Source organism: Streptomyces sp. NPDC046215, from assembly GCF_040646215.1.
Classification (GTDB): domain Bacteria; phylum Actinomycetota; class Actinomycetes; order Streptomycetales; family Streptomycetaceae; genus Streptomyces; species Streptomyces stramineus.
This window is the reverse complement of record NZ_JBEYZW010000061.1, coordinates 1-24,474: the sequence shown is the minus strand read 5'-3', so window position 1 is coordinate 24,474 and position 24,474 is coordinate 1. Positions and strand designations below refer to the sequence as shown.

Sequence of the window (24,474 nt, the reverse complement as noted above, 5' to 3'; positions counted from 1 at the left end):
TGCGGATTGCGGGCGGCTGGTGTCGGTATCGGACCGTGTCGGTATCGGACGGGTGGGAAGGTGGCGGTGCTGCCAGGCCGGCCGCCGGCGGGTCACGTCGCCTCGGTGGATCCCACCGGCTGGGGCTGCTGCGGAGACTCCGGCTCCGGGGCGGCCGCGGGCTTCGCCGCCGCCCTCGCCCGTGCCCACACCCCCAGGAGCATGGAGGCCGACAGGAGAAGGATGCCGGTCAACGTCGCCCCGGACCGCTCCAGCCTCGGGTCGAAGAGCTGCGCCGCGTAGGTGATCAGGAGGTTGGTGCCGAACAGCATGGAGACGGTCGTGGCCTCGGTCCGCACGATGCCCTGCTGGAGGAGGTAGAGGGAGGTGATGACCCCTAGTCCGCTGAGCGCCAGGATCGTCAGGACGTTGTGCGCGGAGTACGGCGAGAAGGAATCCCGGACCAGCAGGGTGCCGAAGGTGACGGCGATCAGGAGGACGAAGCGGCAGGCCATCATCTGACCGACCGTCATGCCGGCCTGGCTGAGGTGCTTGGTGCAGAAGGTGTTCCCGGCGACCGCCACCGCGGTGACCAGGCACGTCAGCAACCCGAAGACGAACTCGCCCGTCGACAGCGAGCCGATGCCCGACTCACCGCTCCAGGCCGCCATGGCCAGGTAGACCAAGGAGGCCAGGATGCCGGCCGCCGCGACCAGCTCCCACCGCAGCACCTTGGCGCCCGACCGGAGCCGTATGCCCATCACGATCGTGATCGTCGGCACCAGGCCGACGATGATCGAGTTGGCCACGACCGGCTCGAAGACCACCAGGGCGTAGAGGACGGCGACCCAGCTGAGGGTGGTCGTCACATTGAAGACGAGGATCGTCGGCCAGGAGCGGCGGACAGCGCCCACGAGCCCCGGCTTGTCCTTGCAGACGGCCAGGTAGAAGAGCTGGGCGATCACGAATTCGTTGAACGCCAAGTACTCCGGCGAGAGTTCCTGGACCAGGGCGCCCTCGACCACCGACTTGACGGAGTTGATGACGCAGTAGGCGAGGACGAGCAGGGGCCCTGCCATTGCGCCCCAGCGCCCGACCGAACGCATCGAGTCTTTCACCCGCGACCTCCCCGTACGACCGATGTCATGAGCGTGCGCTGTCGCGGTGGAAAGATCCACGGGCCCCCGCCCCACACCCCTTTAACACCGGCCCCGCGGGGACGGTTGCACGGCGGGAAAATCGGTAGGTGGGGCGCAGAGGCCGGTGGGTGGGGGCGCAGAGGCAGAGATCAAAAACGGCGAACGCGGCCGCCCTCGCCCCCGCGAGACGAACAGCACCCGCACCGGCCGGCTGTCGACCGGCTCAGGTGACCCCGTCGGCCGTGTCATCACCCATCAGGGCGCGGACCAAGCGGGCGATTTGTCGGGTTGCGTCCTCGTCCGAGGCGGCGGGGGCGATCACGTAGGAAAGGGTCAGCCGGACCGCCGTCTCACAGGCCCACAGCGCCGCCTCCGCGTCCCGCACCCCGGGGCCTCCCGTGACCGCCCGGACCGCGCGGTCACGGACCGCCACGGCCAGCGCCCCCGGCGTGGGGATGCCGCGCGGCACCCGGGGCCCGGCCGGGGTGCGCGGCGCGGGAACGGCGGGGGCCGCTGCCGCCGGGAGGCGCTCGCCGCGGCACCCGGTCAGCGCGGCCCGCACCAGGGGGTTGGCGCGGGCCGTCCGCAGGATCCAGCCCGCCGCCGCGGCACACCGCTCCCCCGCGCCCGCGTCGTCCGCCGCCTCCGCGAGGGCGCGCTCGACCCCCGCGAGGAACGCCTCCGTCTCGCGGCGCACCAGGGCGCGCGCGAGGCCGTTCTTACTGCCGAACTCGTTGTAGAGCGTCTGCCGGGACACTCCGGCGGCAGCCGCGACGTCGACCATCCGGACCCCGTTCCAGGGCCGGGCGCCCAGCGCCTCGAAGGCCGCGTCCAGCAAGAGCTCTCGTGCCGCAGGCATCGTCGCCTCCCCGGCCGTGCCACCGCACGGCGGTAGTGGCCACAGAATTGACGTGCCGCCAGACGGTGTCAAGAGTCCCGGGCGGGCCGCAGCTGCACAGGCCGTGGCCACAGGTACTGTTCAGCCATGTCCGACTACCACGATGATCTGCGCCTGGCCCACGTTCTGGCGGATGCCGCCGACGCGGTGACCATGGACCGGTTCAAGGCTCTCGACCTCAAGGTCGAGACCAAACCGGACATGACGCCGGTGAGCGAGGCGGACAAGGCCGCCGAGGAGCTGATCCGCGGCCATCTGCAGCGGGCCCGTCCGCGTGACGCCGTCCTGGGCGAGGAGTTCGGCAGCGACGGCACCGGGCCGCGCCGCTGGGTCATCGACCCGATCGACGGGACCAAGAACTACGTCCGCGGGGTGCCGGTCTGGGCCACCCTGATCTCCCTGATGGTGCAGATCGACGGGGGCTTCGAGCCCGTGGTCGGCGTGGTGTCGGCACCGGCGCTGGGCCGGCGCTGGTGGGCGGCGAAGGACTCGGGCGCCTTCACCGGACGCAGCCTGCTGTCGGCGACCCGCCTGCAGACGTCGCACGTGGGGCGCATCGAGGACGCGTCCTTCGCGTACTCCTCGCTGTCGGGCTGGGAGGAGCGCGGGATGCTGCCGGGCTTCCTGGACCTGACGCGCGACTGCTGGCGGACGCGCGGCTACGGCGACTTCTGGCCGTACATGATGGTCGCCGAGGGATCCGTGGACATCTGCGCGGAGCCTGAGCTGTCGCTGTGGGACATGGCGGCCAATGTCGTCATCGTCGAGGAGGCCGGAGGCCGCTTCACCGGACTCGACGGCCGCCCGGGACCGCACAGCGGCAACGCCGCCGCGTCGAACGGCCTGCTCCATGACGAGCTGCTGGGCTACCTCCGCACGTGACGCCGCCGCCGGCCCCGTCCGCGGCTTCCGCATGATCTGGCGTCGGGGGTGGCCTTCGGCGCACTTCCGTTCATTCACGGGTACGGGAGCGCGTCGAAGCGGAATTCCAGCTCCGTACGCCCCTTGTTGCGCCCCCGACAACCGTGTGACGATGAGTGGCCCATGCTTGTGAACTTGTGAATGCCCGCTCGGGTTTCACGGTCCATCAAGGAGGTGGCTCCGACCATGCTCGTCCGCGACGCCATGAGCACGGTGGTCCTCACCATCGGTCCCGCACACACCCTCCGACAGGCGGCACGGCTGATGTCCGCGCGCAGGATAGGCGCGGCAGTCGTCTTCGACCCCGACACCAGCGTGCTCGGCATACTCACCGAGCGCGACATACTCAACTCGGTCGGGGCGGGCCAGGACCCCGACCGGGAGACCGCCCAGTCCCACACCACGACCGATGTCGTCTTCGCGGCCCCCGAGTGGACGCTGGACGAAGCCGCGTCCGCCATGACCGGCGGCGGTTTCCGGCACCTGATCGTCCTGGACGGCGAGGGCCCGGTCGGCGTGGTGTCGGTGCGCGACATCATCCGCTGTCTGGTGCCCGCACGGTCGCCGGCGAGCGCGCTGCCGGTCTGAATCGGCGACGGCCGGCCGCGCCCGGGCAGCCGGAGAGGCCGGAGCCCACTGGCGTCCGGCCTCTCCGGGTCAATACGGCAAGCGGCCCGTTGGGACTACCCCCACGGCGGAGCCGCCACCCCTCGGAAGCGGTGGCGGCCCCGACCGCCCGGGGTCAGCCGCGCAGGGCCTGGACCGCGGCTTCGAGCCGCTTGCCGTAGTCGGGATCCGCCTGGCGGAAGTTGTTGATCGCGCGCTCGGCGATGTCGTCACGCGACACCTTGGCGATGAAGCCCGCGAGGTTGTCGATCAGACGCCCCTTCTCCTCCTCCGACATCAGCCGGTAGAGGTTGCCCGCCTGGACGAAGTCGTTGTCCTCGGCGTGCGAAGGGACGGTGGTGGTGCCCGTGTAGCCGGTGACGGAGATCGGCTGCCACAGCGGCCGGCCCGTCTCCGCCGGCCCGCCGAAGCTGTTCGGCTCGTAGTTCTTGGCCCCGCCGTGGCGCCCGTCGTAGGCGTAGCCGTCCCGGCTGTTGGTGCGCGCCTCGGTGGCGTGCGGGCGGTTCACCGGCAGGTGGTCGGCGTTGATGCCGACACGGTACCGGTGGGCGTCGCCGTAGGCGAAGAGCCGGCCCTGGAGCATCTTGTCCGGGGACGGGCCGATGCCCGGCACGAAGTGCGCCGGCGAGAAGATGGACTGCTCCACCTCGGCGAAGATGTTCTCCGGGTTGCGGTTGAGCTCCAGCTTCCCGATCTCGATCGGCGGGTAGTCCGCGTGCGGCCACACCCTGGTGAGGTCGAACGGGTTGAAGCGGTAGGTCGCCGCTTCGGCCGCGGGCATGATCTGCACCTGCACGGTCCAGGACGGGAAGTCGCCGCGCTCGATCGACTCGCGCAGATCACGCTGGTGACTGTCGGGGTCCATGCCGGAGAGCTGGTTGGCCTCTTCGGTCGTGAGGTTCTTGATGCCCTGGTCGGTCTTGAAGTGGTACTTGACCCAGAAGACCTCGCCGGCCTCGTTGTTCCACTGGTAGGTGTGCGAGCCGTAGCCGTTCATGTGGCGCAGCGTGGCCGGGATGCCACGGTCACCGAACAGCCAGGTCACCTGGTGCGTGGACTCCGGCGACAGCCCCCAGAAGTCCCAGACGTTGTCCGCCTCCTGCGAGCCGGTGTACGGGTCGCGCTTCTGGGTGTGGATGAAGTCGGGGAACTTGATGGCGTCCTTGATGAAGAACACCGGGGTGTTGTTGCCGACGAGGTCGTAGTTGCCCTCTTCGGTGTAGAACTTCAGCGCGAAGCCGCGCGGGTCGCGCACCGCGTCCGCCGAGCCGAGGTTGCCGGCGACGGTGGAGAACCTCAGGAACGTCTCGGTCTGCTTGCCGACCTCGGAGAGGAACTTCGCCCGGGTCCACTGCGACACGTCACGGGTGAGCGTGAAGGTGCCGTACGCGCCGGCGCCGCGAGCGTGCACGACGCGCTCCGGGATCCGCTCCCGGTTGAAGTGCGCGAGCTTCTCGAGCAGCGACTGGTCCTGAATGAGGACGGGACCGCCGATGCCCGCGGTCTCACTGTTCTGGTTGTCCGCGACCGGAGCACCGGACTCCGTGGTCAGCGGACCCGTCCGGGTAATGGCCTCGTCCTGAACCGACACGTGCGCCTCCGTCAAATCGTCCTGCCACCTTGGCCTGAGCCGAGCTCGATCCTACATTGGACTCAGTCTAAGTCAAGATGGAAGTGAGGTAAGTACCAGATCCAAGGGTGGACAGGGCCCGCTGCTACGCTGGTCCTATCTGACTGATAGGTGAATGGCATGAGTGACCTGCTGGAACGGCTCCGGGGACGCGGCTGGCGACTGACCGCACAGCGACGCGTCGTCGCCGAGGTCCTCGACGGGGACCACGTGCACTACACCGCGGACGAAGTACACGCCAAGGCGGCGGAGCTACTGCCGGAGATCTCGCGTGCGACGGTGTACAACACCCTTGGGGAGCTGGTCTCCCTGGGCGAGATCATGGAGGTGAGCACGGACCGGCGCGCCAAGCGCTACGACCCGAACGCGCACCACGCGCACCAGCACCTGGTGTGCTCCCAGTGCGGCACGATCCGCGACGTCCACCCTTCGGGTGACCTCCTCGCGGAGCTCCCGGTGTCCGAGCGCTTCGGCTTCCAGGTGGCGGCCGTCGAGGTGACCTACCGGGGCGTGTGCCCGAACTGCGCCGCGGGGTGAGCCGGGGCGGCCTCCGCCGCCCCGGGGCCCGCAGGGACACGGGAATGACGAAGGCCCGGATCCTGTAAGGATCCGGGCCTTCGTACCGAGTAGCGGGGACAGGATTTGAACCTGCGACCTCTGGGTTATGAGCCCAGCGAGCTACCGAGCTGCTCCACCCCGCGTCGTTGACCCAACCTTAACCCGGCGGTAGCGACCATGGCAAACGGCTTCCGGGAAGCCCGGAAGCCCTCATGCCGACAGCTCCTGCTGCAGCGCGTCCCGCAGCCGTGCCGCGCGCTCCGCGACCTCCGCGGGGCCCAGCTCGACGGCGCGGTCGCACCAGTGACGCCCCTCGGTCAGATCGCCCCGCCGGGCCGCCAGGAGGGCGAGCCGCAGCGCCGCCCGCCCGTGTCCGGCCTCGGCGGCACGGGCCCACCACAGGGCCGCTTCGGGCTCACTGCCCTCCCGGGCGAGCAGCAGACCGAGGTTGAAGGCACCGTTGCGGCTGCCGGCCTCGGCGGCCTCGCGGTACCAGTGCGCCGCCTCGACCACGTCGCCGCGCTCGGCGACGAGCATGCCGAGGCGCACCTGGGCCCGGCGGTGTCCCTGCCGGGCGGCGCGTCCGTACCACTCCTCGCACTCCTCCCGGGCGTCGTCGTCACGGTCGAGCAGCGCCCCCAGCCGGAACGCGGCCTCGGCGTTGCCCCCGCGCACCGCGACCCGCAGATGGCGCTCCGCCGCCTCCTCGTCACCGTCCCGCATCAGGGCCATGGCGACCTGAAGGGCGGCGTCGGTGTGCCCGGCGGTGGCGGCGCGCTCGTACCACTGGAAGGCCATGCGGTCCTCGTCGCGGCCGGCGTAGAGGATGCCCAGGTTGAAGGCGGCGTCGACGCTGCCCGCCTCGGCCGCCTTGGAGAACCACGGCTCGGCGCCGGCCGCATCACCCCCTTGGAGCAGCAGGACGGCCAGCGCGTTGGCCGCCTCCCGGTGCCCGGCGTAGGCCGCGCGGCGGTACCACTGCTCGGCCTGCGAGGTGCGGTTCTGGGCGGCGCAGAGCAGCCCGAGGTTGTACGCGCCGTTGATGTCCCCCGCCTCCAGCGCGGCGCGGTACCAGCGCTCCGCCTCGCCCGGCTCGCCCCGGTCGGCGTGCAGGGCGCCCAGGGCGTTGGCGGCGTTGCCGTCGCCGTCCTGGGCGGCGCGGCGCCACCAGACCGCGGCGCTGTCGGTGTCACCGGCGTCGCGCAGCAGGAAGCCGAGCGCGCACGCGGCACGGGCCTCGCCGTCCTTGGCGGAGGTCAGGTACCAGCGGGCGGCCTCCTGCGTCTCCCCGCGGGCCTCCAGGAGCGTGCCCAGGTGCAGGGCGGCGCGCCGGTGGCCGCGGGCGGCCGCCTGCCGGTACCACTGCTCGGCCTCGCGCGCCGGGCCGGTGCCCTCACGCCCGTCCGCGGCGGCGGCCCGCAGCTCGCGGACCGAGGTCTCCACCCCGCCGGGGCCCAGGGCCCCGCCGAGGCCGCCGGAGCGGGGCCGCGGCGCCCGGCCGTCCAGGATGCGCGCCAGGCGGTACGCGGCCTCGCGGTGCCCCCGCTCGGCGGCGGCCCGGAACCAGCGCTCGGCACCGACATCACTGCGGTGCTCCAGCAGGTCGGCGAGGGCGTAGGCGCCGAGAGCGTGCCCGGATTCCGCCGACTGGCGCAGCCAGTACTCGGCGGCCGGCTCGTCGCCGCGCTCGCGGTGGTAGCGGCCGAGCGCGTGGGCGGCGGCCGCGGAGCCCGCGACGGCGGCGATGCGCCACCAGCCGGCGGCCTCGTCGGCGTAGCCCCGCTGGTGTACGAGCACGCCGAGGTTGTTGGCGGCGGAGCGGTCGCCGTCGGCCGTGGCGGCCCGGAGGTGGCGCTCGGCGCCGTCGAGGTCGCCACGGCGCAGCAGGAGCGCGCCGAGCATGCTCAGCGCCGCGGGGTCGCCGCTCTCCATGGCACGGCGACGGGCCGTCTCGAGCTCAAGGTCCGCGGGGTCGCCCGCGTCGGCGGCGTCCGCGCCCTCGGGGCCGTATGCCGGAAGTTCCTGTTCGCTCCCGCTACCGGGAGCCTCTACAAGCCGGTGTGTCTCCCACAGCCTCGTCCTGTCCCCCATAAGCCCCATCGTCGCACCACCCGCAACCCGCGTACACCTGGTATACCGCAGCCAGTGAGGTCACTTCAGCGTTTTGTCGACTTCCCGACTTCCCGACACGACGGGGCTCCAAACTCTCCACAGAAGCCCCGCACATAACCCGCACAGTCCGCGTCCTGCCGGACACCCTGCGGTCCGGCTGACCGCCCGGGTCCGGGCACACGACAAGGCCCGGAGTCCGAGGACTCCGGGCCTTGTCTTTGAGTAGCGGGGACAGGATTTGAACCTGCGACCTCTGGGTTATGAGCCCAGCGAGCTACCGAGCTGCTCCACCCCGCGCTGTTGTTGGAACAACTGTACCACGGCGCGGGGTGGAGCTTTCTCAGCCTGCGGGTTTACCGTCCTTCTCGGCCTCGGGCTTATCGCCCTGGCCGGCCTTGTCGGAACTCCCGGCCTCGGCCTTTGCGATCCTGTCGAGGGCGTCCTTCAGGTCCTTCTGGGCCTTTCCGTAGGCCGAGAAGTCCTTGGACTCGAGCGCCTTCTGACCGGCCTCGTAAGCGTCCTGGGCGTCCTTCACCGCCTGCTTGACCGTCGGGTTCTGCGACGTCGGCGGCTTGGTGGTGCCCTCGTCCGGCGGCTTGGTGCCGGTGCTGGGACTGCTCACCCCGAAGACCACGTTGAGGGCCTTGTCGAGGGTGTCCTCGAAGGCGATCTTCTCGCCGTAGTTGACCAGCACCTTCTTCAGCAGCGGGTAATTCGACCCCGCGCCCCGCACATAGACCGGTTCGACATACAGCAGCCCGCCGTCCAGCGGTACGGTCAGCAGATTGCCGTACTCGACCTCGGAATCGCCTCTCTGCAGAATATTGATCTGATTGGCGATGTCCGGGTCACCGTTGAACTTGCTCTGCGCCTGTTGCGGGCCCCATACCGTGGTCTCGGACGGCAGCTTCAGGATTCTGATTTTCCCGTACCCGGGACTCTTCGCATCGGCGTCGACCGCCATGAAGGCACCGAGGTTGGGCCGGCTCTTGGGCGTGAAGGTCGTCGTCAGCGAGAACGACTGCTCCTTCTGGTCCGGCATCTTCATGCTGAGGTAATACGGCGGGACCGCGTTGCCCTTTTTGGTCGTCGGGTCGTCCGGGACCTGCCAGCGCTCGCTGCCGGTGTAGAACGTGCCCGGGTTGGTGACGTGGTAGCGGGTGAGCAGCTCGCGCTGCACCTTGAAGAGGTCCTGCGGGTAGCGCAGGTGGTCCATCAGGTCGCCGCTGATCGTGCTCTTGGCCTTCACCGTGCCCGGGAACGCCTTCATCCACGTCTTGAGGACCGGGTCCTTCTCGTCCCACTGGTAGAGCTTCACCGTGCCGTCGTAGGCGTCCACGGTCGCCTTGACGGAGTTGCGGATGTAGTTGACCTGATTCTGCTGGGCCACCACCGCCCGCTGTCCGGTCGTCAGCGAATCGGCCGTCGTGTCACCGAGGGTGGTCCGGGAGGCGTACGGATAGCCGTTGGTCGTGGTGTAGGCGTCCACTATCCACTGGATGCGGTTGCCGACCACGGCCGGATAGGCGTCACCGTCGATGGTCAGCCACGGGGCGACCGACTCGACGCGCTCCTTGGGCGTGCGGTTGTAGAGAATCCGCGAGCCCTCACCGATGGCGCCGGAATAGAGGATCTTCGCCTCGCCGAAGGCGACCGCGTAGGCCGCGCGGTTCACCGGGTTCGAGAGGCTCACGCCGCTCTTGCCCTGGTAGCTGTAGCTCTTCTCGCCCTTGTCGCTGGAGTAGTCCAGCTCCTTCTGCGGGCCGCCGACGATGGAGTACTGCGACGTCTTCTCGCCGTAGTACACACGCTGCTCGTACTTGCCGAGCACACCCTCGGTCGGCAGGCTCTGCTCGGTGAAGTCCGGGGCGCCGGCCTTGTCGGTCGACGTCCCCTTCGCCGTGATGGCCCCGTAGCCGTGGGTGTACTTGAAGTGGTCGTTGATCCAGTTGCGGTCGGAAACGCCCTTGATATTGAGCTCGCGCAGACCGATGACCGTGTCCTGCTCCTTGCCGTCGACCTTGTAACGGTCGACGTCCAGGGTGGACGGGAACTGGTAGTACCCACGGACCTGCTGTTGCTGCTGGAAGGTGGGCGACACGATGTTCGGGTCGAGGAGCCGGAGGCTGGCCGTGGAATCCGCGTCGGCGCGCAGCTTCTCCTTGTCCTTCACCTCGCTGCGGCCCGAGTAGTCCTTCACGTCGGAGCCGTCGATGCCGTACGCCTCACGGGTGGCCGTGATGTTCTTCTTGATGTACGGCGCTTCCTTGGCCTGCTCGTTCGGCTGGACCTGGAACTTCTGCACGATCGCCGGGTAGAGCCCGCCGATCAGGACCGCCGAGAGAACCATCAGGCCGAACCCGATCACCGGCAGCTGCCAGGTGCGGCGCCACAGCGTCGCGAAGAACAGCACGGCGCAGATCAGCGCGATGATGAACAGGATCGTCTTCGCCGGCAGGTAGGCGTTGGCGTCCACGTAGCGCAGACCCGTCCAGCCGTCCGTCGATTTCAGCCCGCTGGACTTCACCGCCAGGCCGTACCGGTCGAGCCAGTACGCGATGGCCTTGAGGCCCACGAAGAGGCCCAGCAGGACCGACAGGTGCCCGGTGGCGGCGGACGTGGCCCGCCCGCCCGGGCTGGTGAGCCGCAGGCCGCCGTAGAGGTAGTGCACCAGGGCCGCGGCGATCAGCGACAGGACCGCCGCCGCGAAGCCGAAGCTCAGCAGGAAGCGGTACCAGGGCAGGTCGAACGTGTAGAACGAGATGTCCTTGTGGAACTGGGGGTCCTTCTGGCCGAAGGACACGCCGTTGACCCACTGGAGCCAGGTGCGCCACTGCCCGGCGGCGGACGCGCCCGCCACCAGCCCGACGAGCGCGGCGACGGCCAGAAGCGCCCATTTCTTGTACGGGGCGATGCTCATCCGGTAGCGGTCGAGGCTCTGCTGCTCCATCGACATCGCGCTCAGCGGCGGCCGCAGCCGGTGCGCCAGCCAGATGTTGAAGCCCACGGCCAGGGCCATCAGAAGGCCGAAGACCGCGAAAAGGCCGATTTTGGTACCCAGGGTGGTGGTGAAGACCGAGGAGTACTCCACGGAGCGGTACCAGAGCCAGTCCGTCCAGAACCCCGCGAACATGACGAAGAGCATCGCCAGCGCGGCCAGCACGCCCAGGGTCGTCAGCAGGGTCCGGATCCGCCGGGACGGGCGGCCGACTCTGATCCGTGGCCCTGTCGGGCCTCCGCCGCGGTCCGGCATCTGGAAAGCCAAGGTGCGCACCTCGAAGTTCGCTGTAAGGGAAGCTGTTCGATCAGGGCCCAGCGATCCTAGGGCCCAGTGTGGCAACTTACCGAGGCTTTACTCAGTTCCCGCTTTTGGTCACTCTCAGGGCACGATATTCAGCATGTCCAGCACTTCCAGCAATCCCGACCCCGTCGGCCCTTCCGGCGCCGACCTCCCGAACACGCCGATGGCGGCGAGCCCGCTCACCCGCGCCGTGCTCGAGCTCGACGAGTACGCCTCCACCCTCGGCTGGGACCAGCCCGCCCGTCTCTTCGCCCTGGTCGACACGGCCAAGCTGCGCGCCCAGGAGCCGGGCCTGGCCTCCCAGCTCGGCCTCGACGAAGCCTCCGCCGCCTCCTCGCTCACCCCGGTCGAGCAGGACGAGGTGCCGGCCGGCACCGCCCTGGACAAGTTCCTCGGCACCATCGCCTGGCCCGACGCCGTGACCGGCTGCGCCCTGACCGTGGAGCGGCTGATGCTGCCGCCGTCCGCCGAGGGGAGCGTGCCCAACGGCCTGAGCGAGAAGCAGCTCGCCAAGTGGGTGGCCGCCCACCCGGACCGGCAGGAGGTCCGGATGACGGTCGCGGTGCTGCGCGACGGCGCGCGTGAGTCCGCGGTGCGGCTGCGGGAGAAGGACTCCCCCACCGAGGTCCTCACCGGCGCCGGCCTCGTCCCGGGCCTGGCCGAGGCCCTGGCGGCGACGTTCGAGGACTGACCCGGCGGACCGCTCTGCACCGCGGGCACCGAGGGAGCCTCCCGGCAGCTGTGCGGCCGGGAGGGGAGCTCAGCTCGCCGTGCAGAGCGGCAGGCCGCCCGACTCGCCCTTGCGGATCTTCTCCAGAGATTTCATGGCATCACCCATGGTGTCGACCTTGACCAGGGTGAGCCCCGAGGGGCGGTCTTTGGCGGCGGCCGCGCAGTTGTCCTTGGGCGTCAGGAAGTACCGCGCGCCCTTGGCCCGCGCCCCGACCGTCTTCATCTCGATCCCGCCGATCGGGCCGACCTTGCCGTTCTCGTCTATCGTGCCCGTGCCGGCGACGAACTTGCCGCCGGTCAGGTCGTCCGGGGTGAGCTTGTCGACTATCCCGAGGGCGAACATCAGCCCGGCGCTCGGCCCGCCCACATCGGCCAGCTTGATGTTGATCGAGAACGGGAAGGTGTGGTCGGTGCCCGCCTGGATGCCGACGACGGCCCGCTTGTCCTCCGGGGCCTTGGCCGAGACGACGGTGACGGTGTCCTCCACCTTCGGCTGCCGCTTCTCCTTCTCCGCCGCGGCGGCCTCCTTGGCCGGGACGATCAGGAAGGAGACCGGCTGACCGGGCTGGTGCTTGGTGACCAGCTTGGCGACATCGCCGGGCTGCTTGACCTCCGTGCCGTCGACGGCCTTGATCACGTCGCCCGCGTGGAGCGCACCCTCGGCGGGGCTGTCCTTGACGACGGAGGAGACGACGACCCGGGTGCCGACCGGGATGTCCAGTTGCTTGAGCGCCGCGACCTTGGCGCTCTCCTGGGACTGGCTGAATTCCTCCGCCGTCTCCTGGTTCAGCTGGTCCGGGCTCTTGTCGTCCGGGTAGAGCGTGCTGTGCGGGACCACGAGGTTGTCGTGCCCGAGCCAGCCGGCGACGGCCTCGACCAGATTCATCCGGTACTGCGAGCCGGTGACGCGGACCGTCGTCATATTGAGGTGCCCGCTGGTCGGGTACGTCCGGCGCCCGGAGATCTGCAGTACCGGCTCCCCGTCGTGCTCACCGAGGGTGTTCACCGTCGGGCCCGGTGACATCTCCGAATACGGCACGGGGATCAGCACGCCCGCGCACAGCAGCGCTATCAGCATCAGCAGGGAGGCGAGCATCGTCGCGGTGCGGCGGGGCATGGAACGACAGTACGGGACGGGTCCGACAGTCCACCCCCGGGGCGGTCCGTCCGGGGAACCGGACGGGCGCGTACCGATTCGCCCCGGCGCACGGCTGCCCGCCGGCGCCGGCGGATCGGTGCTAGGAGACTCCGCTCCCGGTGTCCGAGCGCTCCATCGCTTCCCGGAAGCGCTCGTAGCCGGCGAGCTCCGCGACATCTCCGGCCTTGCGGTTGCGGGCCGCCCAAGTGCCCCAGAGAGCAGCGACGACGGCCGCGGCGACCGGAATGAGCAACCACACGAGCGCTCCCATGCCACCCTCCCGACCCCATTGCCACGATGACTGACTGATGAGCAGATTAATCTGCTGTCCCCTCAACGCTCACGTCAGGGCGCCGGTTACGCAACCGGGAGCCCCCCGTCAGGGGTGGCGGTGGCGGTTCGTGGGCGCTATACGCCCACCCAGTCCTCCGTGCCGTCGGAGAACTTCTGGTGCTTCCAGATGGGGACCTCGCTCTTGAGGTCGTCGATGAGCCGGCGGCACGCCTCGAACGCCTCGGCCCGGTGCGGGCAGGAGACGGCCACCACGACGGCCAGATCGCCGACGGCCAGTTCCCCCACCCGGTGCACGGCGGCCAGGGCGCGCACGGGGAAGTCGGCGGCGACCTTCTCCGCGACCCTGCGCAGCTGGGCCTCCGCCGTCGGGTGGGCGGAGTAGCCCAGCCCGTCGACGTCCGCGCCGCCGTCGTGGTCACGCACCGTGCCCACGAAGAGCGCGGTGCCGCCCGCGGCGGAGTCACCCACCGCGGCGAAGATCTCGTCGACGGACAGCGGGGTGTCGCGAATCGCCAGCAGCCGGACGGGGTCCGTGGCGGCGAGCTCGCCGGGGTGGTCGTGGGTGGGAGCCATGGGGCCATCGTGCCGCACCCGGGCGGGCGGCCGGTAATGGGTGTTCGACCGGCTGTGCGAGAGCCGTCGTGGAGGCTCCTACAGCCGTCGGCGGGCCTTGCGGGCCCGGCGGACCAGGGCCGCGGTGCCCAGCAGCGCCACGGTCGCCCCGGCGGCCCCGGCGGCGGTGGCGTCCTTGCGGCCGAGCCGGCGGCCCGCGACCGTGTGCCGGCCGGCGACCTCTTCCAGCAGTTCCGCGAGGACTTCCTCGTTGGTCCACCGCGGCCGCCAGCCGGCGTCGTGCAGCCGGCTCCCGCTGACCACCCAGGGGTGCATCGTGTACTCCAGATCGCCCGCGGGCGACGGCGTCAGGCCCAGGCGGTGCAGCCGGGAGGCCGCGCCCAGGGCGACCGCCGAGGGCAGCTCCATGCGGCGGATGCCGGTGAGCTCCTCGACCTCCTCCTGCTCCAGCCAGCCGTCGCAGCCCACGGCCAGCTCCCCCTCGGCCTTCTCCAGGGCGGCGAACTCCAGCGCGCTCACCAGATCGTCCACATGGCAGAACTGCCAGGTGGGCCGGGAACCGGCGACCACCAGGAGCCGGGGTGACTCGAAATAGCGGGTGAGGGCGGTGTCGGTGCCGCCCACGAGAACGGCGGGCCGCAGCACCGTGACGTTCAGGCCGGGGTGCGCGCGGGGCGCACGCCTGGCGAGCCGCTCTATCTCGAGCAGGTCGCCCACACCCGTGGCCTCGGCGGTGGCGCGCAGCTCGGCGTCCTCGGCGAGGGGCACGTCGTTGTCCGGCAGGGCGCCGTAGACCATGGCGGAGGTGCACAGCACCACCCGGTGCACCCCGGCGGCCGCGGCGGCCGTCAGGACGGTCTGGGTGCCGCGGACGTTGTAGGCGGTGCGCGCGGCCGGATCGGTCTCCAGGTCGAGGTCGAGTGCGAGGTGCACCACGACGTCGGCACCGCGCAGCTTCTCGGCGATCACCGGGTCACGCACGTCCAGCACGTGCCACTGCGCCTCGGCCACCTCGCCGAGGCGCTCGTCGATGGCCACCACCTGTCTGACGTCCTCGGAGGCGGCGAGCCGCTGGGTGAGCAGCGCGCCCACTCCGCGGGCGGCGCCCGTGACCGCGACCACGGGTCGGCGGCCGTGCGGGGTCGTACGGTCTCGCGCGGAACCGTTTCGCGCTGCGCGAACTTCTCGGTCGGGGGAACTCACCGGGCGTCTCCAGCGGTTGTCTTCAGTACGCACGCGCGATGACGCGTACGTACCAGGTGACGTCCATCCTGCCGCAGGCCCCGGGTCGGCGAAGCACCAAGCCCGGATACGGGCGAGGTGTCTACGCTGGGTGGTGTTGTCGGGCATTCGCCGCCGGTCCTGAAAGCCGGCGGCCCTACGAGCCGAGGAAACCCGTGAGTGACACCCCATTCGGATTCGGTCTTCCGCCGGAGGAGCCGGAGAACGGCGGCGACGGCAAGAAGAAGGGCGACGGCCAGGGCGGCCAGGGACCCGCGAATCCGTTCGGGTTCGGCGGGCCCGCGGGCGCGGGGGACAACCCCTTCGCCGCGATGTTCGGTTCGCTGAACCCGAACGACCTGGGCGCGGCCTTCCAGCAGCTCGGGCAGATGCTCTCGTACGAGGGCGGCCCGGTGAACTGGGACATGGCCAAGGACCTCGCGCGGCAGACCGTCGCGCAGGGCACCGCCGACGGCACCAAGGACTCCAGCGTCACCGCCGGTGAGCGGGCCGCGGTCGAGGAGGCCGTGCGCCTGGCCGACCTCTGGCTGGACGGCGTGACGTCGCTGCCCTCCGGCTCCGGCACGGCGGTCGCCTGGAGCCGCGCCGAGTGGGTCGAGGCGACCCTGCCGGTGTGGAAGGACCTCGTGGACCCGGTCGCCGAGCGCGTCGGCGCGGCCATGGGCGGAGTGCTGCCCGAGGAGATGCAGGCCATGGCCGGCCCGCTGCTCGGCATGATGCGCTCCATGGGCGGCGCCATGTTCGGCACCCAGATCGGCCAGGCCGTGGGCGTGCTGGCGGGCGAGGTCGTCGGGTCCACCGACATCGGCCTGCCGCTCGGCCCCGCGGGCAAGGCGGCCCTCCTGCCGGTGAACATCGCGGCCTTCGGCTCCGGGCTCGGCGTCCCGCAGGACGAGGTGCGGCTGTACCTGGCGCTGCGGGAAGCCGCTCACCAGCGGCTCTTCGCGCACGTGCCGTGGCTGCGCTCCCACCTCTTCGGTGCCGTCGAGGGCTACGCCCGGGGCATCAAGGTCGACACCTCCAAGCTGGAGGACGTGGTCGGCCAGCTCGACCCCAGCAACCCCGAGCAGTTGCAGGAAGCTCTCCAGCAGGGCATGTTCCAGCCGGAGGACACCCCGGAGCAGAAGGCGGCGCTGGCCCGGCTGGAGACCGCCCTGGCGCTGGTCGAGGGCTGGGTGGACGCCGTCGTGCACGCGGCCGCCGCGCCGCACCTCCCGTCCGCCGGCGCGCTGCGCGAGACGCTCCGCAGGCGGCGTGCTTCCGGTGGCCCGGCGGAGCAGACCTTCGCCACGCTGATCGGCCTGGAGCTGCGCCCCCGGCGCCTGCGGGACGCCTCCCGCCTCTGGGCGTCGCTGACGGACGCCCGGGGCCTGGAAGGCCGTGACGGCCTCTGGGAGCACCCGGACATGCTGCCGACCGCCGCCGACCTGGACGACCCGGACGGCTTCGTCCACCGCGAGCACCTGGACTTCTCCGAGATCGACAAGATGCTCGGGGAGGCCGCTGGTGGGGGCCCCGCCAAGCCGGACCTCAAGAAGGACTCCGGTGACACCGGCGCGGACGAGGGCGACGACACGAAGTGAGCCTGCACGAGGACGCCGTCCGGGTGCTGAAGGAGTACCCGGACCAGGAGGAGCTGCGCGGGCTCTATCTCGACCATCTGGCCGGGCATCCGGACGGCATGTGGAAGCCGTGCACGGCCGGGCACGTCACGGCCAGCGCGCTGGTGATCGACCCGGCTGCCGGCCGTGTGCTGCTCACCCTGCACCGCAAGCTGCGGATGTGGCTCCAGATGGGCGGCCACTGCGAGCCGGGTGACGTCACTCTGGAGGCGGCGGCGCTGCGGGAGGCCACGGAGGAGTCCGGCATCGCCGGCCTGACGCTGCTGCCGGGCGGTCCGGTGCGTCTCGACCGGCACCCGATCCCGGCGCCCTGCAACTGGCACCTGGACGTGCAGTACGCGGCGCTGGTGCCGGAGGCAGCCGTGGAGGCGATCAGCGATGAGTCGCTGGACCTTCGCTGGTTCCCCTACGCCGAGGTGGGCGAGGTCGCGGACGACTCGGTCGTCCAACTGCTGAAGCGGACGCTCGCGCGTCTGGCGCCGCAACGGTAAAGAGCCGCAGCGGTAAAACTGACGGTAAGGGGCGGTCGCCTATGGCGGCCGCCCCTTACCCATGAGGTCAGGACCAGACGTTGCCCTGGTTGCGGGCGTGGGCGCCCTGCTGGCCGACGCCGTACTGGGCCATGAGGCCCTGGCCGAGCTCGGCGCCCTGGGGCGGGAGCAGCTCGCTGGGCTGCACGAGCACGTAGCCCTGGCCGGTGAAGCCGAGCTCCCAGCCTTCGCCGGTGCTGCCGCGGCGGCGCCAGACGTTCGACGAGGATGTCGGTGCCTGCATGTTCACGCGCAAGGACGTCGACCAGGCGACGACCGCGTCCGCGTCGGCGTTGATCACCGTCTGCGGGGTGACCTGGAGCATCAGCGGCTGGCCCGAGGTCATCAGGGCGATCTTGCCCTGGCCGGTGACGACCAGGTTGTACGCCCCGGTCCCGGAGATCCCCGCGTGGCTGTCCACCGCGATGGTGTCCCAGTGCAGGGTGGAGTCCAGCGCGAGGACGTAGGTGCCGTCCACGGTCAGCCCGTCACGGTCCACGTCGATCACGTGGACGTGCTGGGCCAGATTGGCGAGGTAGACCGTGCCCTGGCCCGAGCAGCGCATCAGGTCCAGGCCTTCGCCGGTGTGCGACCGGGCGTTGCTCTGACCACGTGTCTGGTACTCGCCGTCGAACTCGATCATGCCCTGGTAGGCGACCATCGAGCCCTTGCGGGCGAGGACGTCGTCGTGGCCGGTGAGGGAGACGCGCAGCAACTGCGGGTTCTGCAGGGCGTAGCGGTCCTGCGTCTGGGCCTCGGTGTGGGCGAAAAGCGGGCTCTGCATGGTGTTCTCTTTTCCCCTCAGCCCCGGGCCCGGAGCCGGTCGGTGCTGTCCTCGCTCGGCTGGACGACGACGAATCCCTGCCCCGAGAAGCCCAGTTGGTAGGCTTCGCCGCTGCCCCGGCCGATCATCGACGACGCCTTGAAGCTGCGCTTCCCCTTCATCTTGAGACCCGTGGACCAGGCGACGAGCGCGTCGGGGTCCACATAGGTCTCGTCGTCGCCGCGGCCGCAGTCGACGACGATGGGGGTGCCGCGGGAGGTCAGCGCGACCCAACCCGTGCCGGAGATGGCCACGTTGAACAGGCCCTGTCCGGCGAACTTCGCCATTCCCTTGACGCGCTGCACGCCCCACTGGAGAGAGGCGTCGAAGGCGAGCACGTTCGTGCCGTTGACGGAGAGCGAATCGCCGTTGAGCTGGAGGCAGACGACGTCGGCCCCGTAGTCGGCGAGGTAGAGCAGGCCGTCGCCGTGGCACCGCATGAGGGGGACGCCCTCGCCGGTGAGCCACTGGGAGGCCATCTGACGGACGGCCGGCGGGTTCGCCTCGTACTGGACGTATCCCTCGTAGGCGACCATCGAGCCGGTACGGGCCAGGAGGTCGTTGCCCGTCTGCATGGCGACCCTCAGCATGCTGTTGCCGTGGTTCTCCATGCGGGCGGCGACGGGAGCCGGGGCGTAGCCCGAGATCGGTGTCTGGTTCATGGTCATTTCGGGCTCCCTCAGACCTCGTAGGGCTGGACGACGACGAAATTGCCGGGTGCGCCCCGGAACTGGAGGTTCACGGCTTCCCCGCTGTGGCCGGGGTAGGCGCTGCGCCGCAGTCGCACCTGGCTGGAAACGATCACCTGGGCGCCGGCGGACCAGGCGACGACGGCGTTGCTGTCCGCGAAGGTGGTGGGGGTGACCGGCAGCACCACGGGGATGCCCTGGGTCTTGACCACCACGGTGCCGTGGCCCTGGAACTGCATGGTGAACAGCGCTCCGCCGGGGATGCCGTGGCCCTCGATGCGGCGGACCTCGTGCTGCAGCGACTCGTCGAAGGCGAGGACCGCCTCCGCCGAGACGCACAGGGCGTCACCCTGCAGTTCGATGGGGTGGACGTGCGCGGAGTTCTCGGCGAGGAACACCTGTCCTCGGCCGGTGCAGCGCATCAACTGCATCTCCTGGCCCGTCGCGTTGCCGACGATGCGGCCGGCGAAGCCCGCGCCCTTGTAACCGAAGTCGACCTTGCCCTGGTAGAGCACCATGCTGCCCTGGCGGGCGAGTACGGGCTGCTGGTCCACCCCGAGGTCGACACGGACGAGCTTCTCGTTCTGCTGGGTCCAGCGCTGCCCGGTGGGTACTTCCCGGTACTTCTGCAGCGCCGCCTGGACACCGGCCGTGGCGGGCGAGGCCGCGGGCTGACCGTAGGGGGCGGGCTGCCCCGGGTAGGGCTGCTGGACGGGCTGGTGAGGGGTGTGCGGGTGCGGCGCGGGCCGGCCGTAGGGCTGCGCCTGGCCGGGCTGACCGTATCCACCGGGCTGCGGCTGACCGTACTGGCCGGTCTGGCCGGTCTGGCCGGGCACTCCCGGCGGGCCCGGGGGCGGCGGCGTCTGGCCGGCGGGCGGTGCGCCCTGGCCGGAGAAGAACCCGGGCGGCGCGATCGGCGCGGCGACCGTGGCCGCCGCGTGCACCTGAGGTGCGGTGGGCGGCGGGGTGCTGCCCGGCGGGGGCGGGAAGCCCTGCTGCGGGGGTGGTGCCTGGAAGGCGGGGGCCGGAGCAGGGGCTGCGGGCGTCGGGGCGGGGGCGGCCGGAGCGGCGAAGGCGGGGGGCGCGCTCGCCTGGGCCGGCGGCGCGAAGGCGGGAGCCGCCGGCGGGGTCGCGGCGGGGTCGGGTTCCTCCTCCAGCACCTCGCCGCCGAAGTTCCGCAGCAGGGCCTCCAGCCCGCCGTCGAAGCCCTGCCCGACGGCGGCGAACCGCCATACGTCCTTCACGTAGAAGTCGCCGAGCATCACCGCGCGCTCCGTGCTGAATTCCGCACCGGTGAAGGAGTAGCGCGCGACTTCCTCGCCGCCCGCGACGATGCGCAGGTAGCCGGGGCCGATCTGCGACATCTGCCCGGAGCCGTCGAGCGTTGCCGTGAAGCTGAGCTTGTGGATCTGCGCGGGGATCCGGTCGAGCGTGACGCGGAAGGACTCCGTGTCCCCGGCCTGCGCGCCGAGCTGCTGGATCGCGCCCTCGGGGGACTGGGGCTGGTTGAAGAAGACGAAGTACCGGTCGTCGGAGAGCTTCTCCTGGACGTCGAGGCCGAAGCAGCTGATGTCGAAGGTGAGACCGGGACCGGCGATCTGCACACCCACGTACAGATCGGTTCCCGCCGTCAGGTCACTGATCTTGGCCTTGTGGCCGCGCTGGAATTCCCTGGCCATGCGTAACGACCGTCCCCCATCCGAACATGTGATGAATGCGTTGCGTCAGGCTAACGGCTGGAGCCGTGCGGAACCGCTCCGGGCCGCTCGCGCCTCATTCGCTCCGAGCCGCCGGGAGGTGGGGCAGCCGGTCGGCGGCGACCACACCTTCGAGGTACCCGCGGGCCCGCTCGGTCCGGGGGTAGGCCTCGAGGAGCCGCCAGAAGCCGGGGCCGTGGCCGGGGACGAGCAGGTGGGCCAGCTCGTGGAGGAGGACGTAGTCGACAACGTATTCGGGCATGCCCTGCAGGCGGTGCGAAAGGCGGATGCTGCCCTCGGCCGGGGTGCACGAGCCCCAGCGGGTGTTCTGGTTGGTGACCCAGCGCACGGTCGCGGGGCGGGCCCGGCCGTCGAGGTACTGCGCGGAGAGCCGCCCGGCACGCTCGGCCAGCTCGGCGTCACCGAGCATCCGCTTGCTCTCCTGCGCCGCGAGCTTGTCGAGCATCACCGTCACCCAGCGCTGCTCCTCCGCCTCCGACATCCGGGCGGGGATGAGCACGACGGTCCGGTCGCCCTCCCGGTACGCGGAGACCGTTCTGCGGCGGCGCGCGCTCCGTCGGATCTCGACCGGGCCGGCCTCCGGGCCGCCGGTGAGCGGGCTCGGGGCGCTGCGCGGTGGTCTCGCGGCACTGTGCAGAGGATCGACGGGCACGGGCCAGACGTTACCCGCTGGCGACGCGTGAAGTCCCGCCCATCGGTCGTTGTCGGTGGGAATGACTCTCCGAGCACTTGGCTTGTATGACAATCACTCCGTGCCTGTGGACAACTTCGCACAGTGATCCGCCGGAGGCCCCATGCTGGAGGCCGACGGAGGGGGAAGACCATGCAGAGGAACGCCACGCGCCCCGCCCCGCGCAGGGGCTCGGCCCGCCCGGGTCCGGTGCGCCCGGGCACCGCCGGCGGAGAAGCCGCGGGCACGGATCCGGCTCATCCCATGCTCAAGCCCGCGCTGCGCCGTAGCTGGCGCAATCGCGACACCGTGCAGTTCGGCGTGGCCCCGGCGCACGCCGTGGTGGTGGGACCGGTGGACACCGCGACGAGCAGCTTCCTCGGCCTGCTGGACGGCACCCGCGGGCTGCCGCTGCTCCGGGAGGAGGCGCGAGCGGCCGGGCTCCCGGACGGACGGGCGGACGCTCTGGTCGAGAGGTTGACGCGGGCCGGGTTACTGGACGATCCGCGGGGCGGCGGCGGAAGGGCCGCGGCCTTGCGGGAGCGCGGTCCGGCGGTGGAGCGACTGCGCCCCGACCTCGCGTCCCTGTCCGTGCTCCATCCCGGCCCGGGTGCGGCGATGGGGCTGATGGGCGCGCGGCAGGCGATGCGGGTCCAGGTGCGGGGCGCGGGGCGGGTGGGGGCCTCCGTCGCGGCACTGCTGGCCGCCTCGGGGGTGGGGCACGTCGATGTCCTGGACGGCGGCTGTGTGGAGCCCTGGGACGTGGCGCCGGGCGGCGTGGGGGCCGAGCGGATCGGGGACCGGCGGGACGCCGCGGCCCGGCGCGTCGTCCGGGAGGCGGCACCGGGGCCGCGCCCCCGCGACCGGGGCGACGCCGGCGCGGAGCCGCCTCTGGGGCTGGTGGTGTTCGCCCCGCGCGACGGACTCGCCGCCTACGCACCCGATCCCGCGGCGTCACAGGAGTTCGTCTCCGCCGGAACTCCCCACATGTACGCGGGGGTCCTGGAGGTCACCGGGCTGGTGGGGCCGTTGGTCCTGCCCGGCGGGTCGGCGTGCGCGGGCTGTATCGAGCTCGGGCGGGCCGAGCGGGACGCCGCCTGGCCCCGGATGCTCGCCCAGTGGCGGTCCGGTCGCGGCTCAGGGGTACCGTCGTGCGACATGGCACTGGCCACGGTGGTGGCGGGGCTGACCGTGGCGCGGGCACTGGCCTTTCTCGACGGTGGGTCCCCGGCGACCGCGGGGGTGCGGCTGGAGCTGGCCCTGCCGGGTCCGGCCTGGTCCCCGCGGCCCGTCGAGCCGCATCCACGGTGTCCTTGTGGCGCGGCGGGGTTCCCGGATCCCGGATATGCCTCGGCCATGGGGACACCGCACGGGACAATGAGCAGGTAACCGCCGTCCGCGGCGTGGCTGTTCAGCTAGTTGGAGGGGCGCATGTCTGATCTACCCCGCAAGGCGGTCACTCGTACCGCCAAGTTGGCCGCGCTGCCGCTGGGGTTCGCGGGGCGCACGGCGCTCGGGCTCGGCAAACGCATCGGCGGGCGGCCGGCGGAGCTCATCGCGACGGAGTTGCAGCAACGCACGGCCGAGCAGCTCTTCGCGACCCTCGGGCAGCTCAAGGGGGGTGCGATGAAGCTCGGACAGGCCCTGTCGGTCTTCGAGTCGGCGCTTCCCGAGCAGGTCGCCGGCCCCTATCGGGCGGCACTGACCAAGCTCCAGGAGGCCGCGCCGCCGATGCCGACGAAGTCGGTGCACGCCGCGCTGGCGGAACGCCTCGGCGAGGACTGGCGAGAGCTGTTCGAGGAGTTCGAGGACCTGCCGGCGGCGGCCGCGTCGATCGGGCAGGTGCACCGGGCCGTCTGGCACGACGGGCGCGAGGTCGCTGTCAAGATCCAGTACCCGGGGGCGGGAGAGGCGCTGCTCTCCGATCTCACCCAATTGGGGCGCTTCGCCCGGCTGCTGGGGCCGCTGATCCCCGGAATGGACATCAAGCCCCTGATCTCCGAGCTGCGCGACCGAGTGTCGGAGGAGCTGGACTACGAGCTGGAGGCCCGCGCCCAGAGCGCGCACGCGCGGGAGTTCGCGGGTGATCCCGATGTGACGGTCCCGGATGTGGTGCACCGGAGCGACCAAGTGCTGGTCACCGAGTGGATGGAGGGCGTGCCCCTGTCCGAGGTGATAGCCGGGGGCACCCGGGAGCAGCGGGACCGTGCCGGGCAGTTGCTGGCGCGCTTCCTGTTCTCGGGTGCGGCGCGCACGGGGCTGCTGCACGCCGACCCGCACCCGGGCAATTTCCGGCTGCTGACCGGGGACCACCCCGACGGTCCGCCGGAGAAGTGGCGCCTGGGCGTGCTGGACTTCGGCACGGTGGACCGGCTGCCGCAGGGCCTGCCGGCGGAGATCGGTACCGCGCTGCGGATGACCTTGCACGGCGAGGCGGAGGCGGTCCATGAGCTGCTGAGAGACGAGGGCTTCGTCAAGCCGGGCATCGAGCTGGACCCGGGGGCGGTGCTGGAGTATCTGCTGCCGATCATCGAGCCGGCGCAGACGGAGGAGTTCACCTTCACCCGGGACTGGATGCGCGCGCAGGCGACCCGGATCGCCGACCCCCGCTCCCCCGCGTATCAGCTGGCGCGGCAGCTCAATCTGCCGCCGGCCTATCTGCTGATACACCGGGTGACGACCAGCACCATCGGGGTGCTGTGCCAGCTGGGTGCGACGGTGCGGCTGAGGGACGAGATGGAGGCGTGGGTGCCCGGGTTCGCGGCGGCTGCCGGGGACGCCGCCGAGAGCCGGGAGACTTCGGCCTGAGGCCAGGGCCCCCGGGCCTCAGGCCCCGGGCCAGGGCCAAGGCCCGGAGCCGGAGGCCGGGGCCAGGGGCCGGGGCCAGGGGCCGGGGCCTCACCACCAGGACGAGTCGAGACGGCTCTCGATCGCTCTGATGTTGGCGCGGGCGCAGTCGTCGCAGAAGTAGCGGCGACTGCCGTTCTCGACGGAGCAGATCCAGGTCGGTGGCGCGCCGTCGGCGGTGGTGCCACAGCGAGCGCACGTGATCGGCTCGGCGGTCTCGGTGGCCTCAGGGTTCAACTGCACTGGTTCATGCGTCTTCCGGTCCACTCCCAGACGATATCCCCGCGAACCGGGCCGTGCGGGCACAACGCACCCAACACCCCGTGGGGCCGGTCCGTTCGGACATGCGGCCCAGGTAGAGATGCCGCGGCCGGAAGCCGGACAGGGTGAGCCGGGGCTCGATCTCCCGGCCGCCGACGGCCGAGAAGAGG

General features: G+C 71.2%; 22 protein-coding genes and 2 tRNA genes. 8 read left to right on the top strand and 16 right to left on the bottom strand.

The features are described 5' to 3' along the window. Positions 1 to 92 precede the first annotated feature (92 nt). Positions 93 to 1,058, bottom strand: a complete 966-nt coding sequence (locus ABZ951_RS23735) for a DMT family transporter (protein ID WP_344091631.1) — start codon at positions 1,056 to 1,058, stop codon at positions 93 to 95. 283 nt (positions 1,059 to 1,341) lie between these two features. Next, positions 1,342 to 1,977: a TetR family transcriptional regulator gene (locus ABZ951_RS23730; RefSeq protein ID WP_344091633.1), complete on the bottom strand. Its 636-nt coding sequence runs from the start codon at positions 1,975 to 1,977 to the stop codon at positions 1,342 to 1,344. Positions 1,978 to 2,103: 126 nt separating this feature from the next. On the opposite strand from ABZ951_RS23730, the gene hisN reads away from it, so the two are divergent. Beyond that, positions 2,104 to 2,898: a histidinol-phosphatase gene (gene hisN, locus ABZ951_RS23725; RefSeq protein ID WP_344091635.1), complete on the top strand. Its 795-nt coding sequence runs from the start codon at positions 2,104 to 2,106 to the stop codon at positions 2,896 to 2,898. A 225-nt stretch (positions 2,899 to 3,123) separates the two neighbouring features. Beyond that, positions 3,124 to 3,525: a CBS domain-containing protein gene (locus ABZ951_RS23720; protein ID WP_344091638.1), complete on the top strand. Its 402-nt coding sequence runs from the start codon at positions 3,124 to 3,126 to the stop codon at positions 3,523 to 3,525. Positions 3,526 to 3,679: 154 nt separating this feature from the next. Here ABZ951_RS23720 and ABZ951_RS23715 read toward each other — a convergent pair whose 3' ends face one another. Then, positions 3,680 to 5,155 carry a catalase gene (locus ABZ951_RS23715; RefSeq protein ID WP_344091640.1) on the bottom strand — a complete coding sequence of 492 codons (1,476 nt, stop codon included), beginning with the start codon at positions 5,153 to 5,155 and terminating at the stop codon, positions 3,680 to 3,682. Between the two features lie 159 nt (positions 5,156 to 5,314). On the opposite strand from ABZ951_RS23715, the gene ABZ951_RS23710 reads away from it, so the two are divergent. Continuing rightward, a complete protein-coding gene (locus ABZ951_RS23710) occupies positions 5,315 to 5,731 on the top strand; it encodes a Fur family transcriptional regulator (RefSeq protein WP_344091642.1) in 417 nt (138 codons plus the stop codon). 90 nt (positions 5,732 to 5,821) lie between these two features. Here ABZ951_RS23710 and ABZ951_RS23705 read toward each other — a convergent pair. The 4 genes from ABZ951_RS23705 to ABZ951_RS23690 form a co-directional block, all read right to left on the bottom strand. Next, positions 5,822 to 5,895 (bottom strand) — tRNA-Met (locus ABZ951_RS23705). A 67-nt stretch (positions 5,896 to 5,962) separates the two neighbouring features. After that, a complete protein-coding gene (locus ABZ951_RS23700; RefSeq protein ID WP_344091644.1) occupies positions 5,963 to 7,852 on the bottom strand; it encodes a tetratricopeptide repeat protein in 1,890 nt (629 codons plus the stop codon). Between the two features lie 235 nt (positions 7,853 to 8,087). After that, positions 8,088 to 8,161 (bottom strand) — tRNA-Met (locus ABZ951_RS23695). A gap of 43 nt (positions 8,162 to 8,204) precedes the next feature. Next, positions 8,205 to 11,117 (bottom strand): UPF0182 family protein, encoded by a 2,913-nt coding sequence (locus tag ABZ951_RS23690; RefSeq protein ID WP_344091713.1) that lies wholly within the window; start codon positions 11,115 to 11,117, stop codon positions 8,205 to 8,207. A 211-nt stretch (positions 11,118 to 11,328) separates the two neighbouring features. On the opposite strand from ABZ951_RS23690, the gene ABZ951_RS23685 reads away from it, so the two are divergent. Beyond that, positions 11,329 to 11,856: a PPA1309 family protein gene (locus tag ABZ951_RS23685; RefSeq protein WP_344091715.1), complete on the top strand. Its 528-nt coding sequence runs from the start codon at positions 11,329 to 11,331 to the stop codon at positions 11,854 to 11,856. Positions 11,857 to 11,925: 69 nt separating this feature from the next. Here the strand turns inward: ABZ951_RS23685 and ABZ951_RS23680 are convergent, their stop codons facing one another. From ABZ951_RS23680 to ABZ951_RS23665, 4 genes are all read right to left on the bottom strand, one after another. Beyond that, positions 11,926 to 13,014, bottom strand: a complete 1,089-nt coding sequence (locus ABZ951_RS23680; protein WP_344091646.1) for a PDZ domain-containing protein — start codon at positions 13,012 to 13,014, stop codon at positions 11,926 to 11,928. Between the two features lie 121 nt (positions 13,015 to 13,135). Next, the gene (locus ABZ951_RS23675; protein ID WP_344091648.1) at positions 13,136 to 13,306 is read right to left on the bottom strand and encodes a hypothetical protein; all 171 of its coding nucleotides are present in this window, start codon (positions 13,304 to 13,306) and stop codon (positions 13,136 to 13,138) included. Positions 13,307 to 13,443: 137 nt separating this feature from the next. Then, positions 13,444 to 13,902, bottom strand: a complete 459-nt coding sequence (locus ABZ951_RS23670) for a molybdenum cofactor biosynthesis protein MoaE (RefSeq protein ID WP_344091650.1) — start codon at positions 13,900 to 13,902, stop codon at positions 13,444 to 13,446. Between the two features lie 78 nt (positions 13,903 to 13,980). Beyond that, positions 13,981 to 15,105 (bottom strand): SDR family oxidoreductase, encoded by a 1,125-nt coding sequence (locus tag ABZ951_RS23665; RefSeq protein ID WP_344091652.1) that lies wholly within the window; start codon positions 15,103 to 15,105, stop codon positions 13,981 to 13,983. A gap of 194 nt (positions 15,106 to 15,299) precedes the next feature. Here ABZ951_RS23665 and ABZ951_RS23660 point away from each other — a divergent pair, with 194 nt between their 5' ends. Together ABZ951_RS23660 and ABZ951_RS23655 are read left to right on the top strand one after the other, a co-directional pair. After that, the gene (locus tag ABZ951_RS23660) at positions 15,300 to 16,727 is read left to right on the top strand and encodes a zinc-dependent metalloprotease (RefSeq protein ID WP_344091654.1); all 1,428 of its coding nucleotides are present in this window, start codon (positions 15,300 to 15,302) and stop codon (positions 16,725 to 16,727) included. Then, on the top strand, positions 16,724 to 17,257 hold the full coding sequence (locus tag ABZ951_RS23655) for an NUDIX hydrolase (protein WP_344091657.1): 534 nt from the start codon (positions 16,724 to 16,726) through the stop codon (positions 17,255 to 17,257). Before ABZ951_RS23660 ends, ABZ951_RS23655 begins: the two co-directional genes overlap by 4 nt. A 67-nt stretch (positions 17,258 to 17,324) precedes the next feature. Here the strand turns inward: ABZ951_RS23655 and ABZ951_RS23650 are convergent, their stop codons facing one another. The 4 genes from ABZ951_RS23650 to ABZ951_RS23635 form a co-directional block, all read right to left on the bottom strand. Then, positions 17,325 to 18,080: an AIM24 family protein gene (locus ABZ951_RS23650; protein ID WP_344091660.1), complete on the bottom strand. Its 756-nt coding sequence runs from the start codon at positions 18,078 to 18,080 to the stop codon at positions 17,325 to 17,327. A gap of 17 nt (positions 18,081 to 18,097) precedes the next feature. Continuing rightward, positions 18,098 to 18,781 carry an AIM24 family protein gene (locus ABZ951_RS23645; protein ID WP_344091662.1) on the bottom strand — a complete coding sequence of 228 codons (684 nt, stop codon included), beginning with the start codon at positions 18,779 to 18,781 and terminating at the stop codon, positions 18,098 to 18,100. 17 nt (positions 18,782 to 18,798) lie between these two features. Beyond that, positions 18,799 to 20,487, bottom strand: a complete 1,689-nt coding sequence (locus ABZ951_RS23640) for a TerD family protein (RefSeq protein ID WP_344091664.1) — start codon at positions 20,485 to 20,487, stop codon at positions 18,799 to 18,801. Between the two features lie 94 nt (positions 20,488 to 20,581). After that, on the bottom strand, positions 20,582 to 21,178 hold the full coding sequence (locus ABZ951_RS23635) for a M48 family metallopeptidase (RefSeq protein ID WP_344091666.1): 597 nt from the start codon (positions 21,176 to 21,178) through the stop codon (positions 20,582 to 20,584). A 282-nt stretch (positions 21,179 to 21,460) separates the two neighbouring features. Between ABZ951_RS23635 and ABZ951_RS23630 the strand changes: the two genes are divergently transcribed. Then, positions 21,461 to 22,585, top strand: a complete 1,125-nt coding sequence (locus ABZ951_RS23630) for a ThiF family adenylyltransferase (RefSeq protein ID WP_344091717.1) — start codon at positions 21,461 to 21,463, stop codon at positions 22,583 to 22,585. Positions 22,586 to 22,627: 42 nt separating this feature from the next. Continuing rightward, positions 22,628 to 24,004, top strand: coding sequence for an AarF/ABC1/UbiB kinase family protein (locus ABZ951_RS23625; protein ID WP_344091668.1), 1,377 nt, complete (start codon positions 22,628 to 22,630; stop codon positions 24,002 to 24,004). A 90-nt stretch (positions 24,005 to 24,094) separates the two neighbouring features. Here ABZ951_RS23625 and ABZ951_RS23620 read toward each other — a convergent pair whose 3' ends face one another. Further along, the gene (locus tag ABZ951_RS23620) at positions 24,095 to 24,280 is read right to left on the bottom strand and encodes a hypothetical protein (RefSeq protein ID WP_344091719.1); all 186 of its coding nucleotides are present in this window, start codon (positions 24,278 to 24,280) and stop codon (positions 24,095 to 24,097) included. Positions 24,281 to 24,474 lie beyond the last annotated feature (194 nt).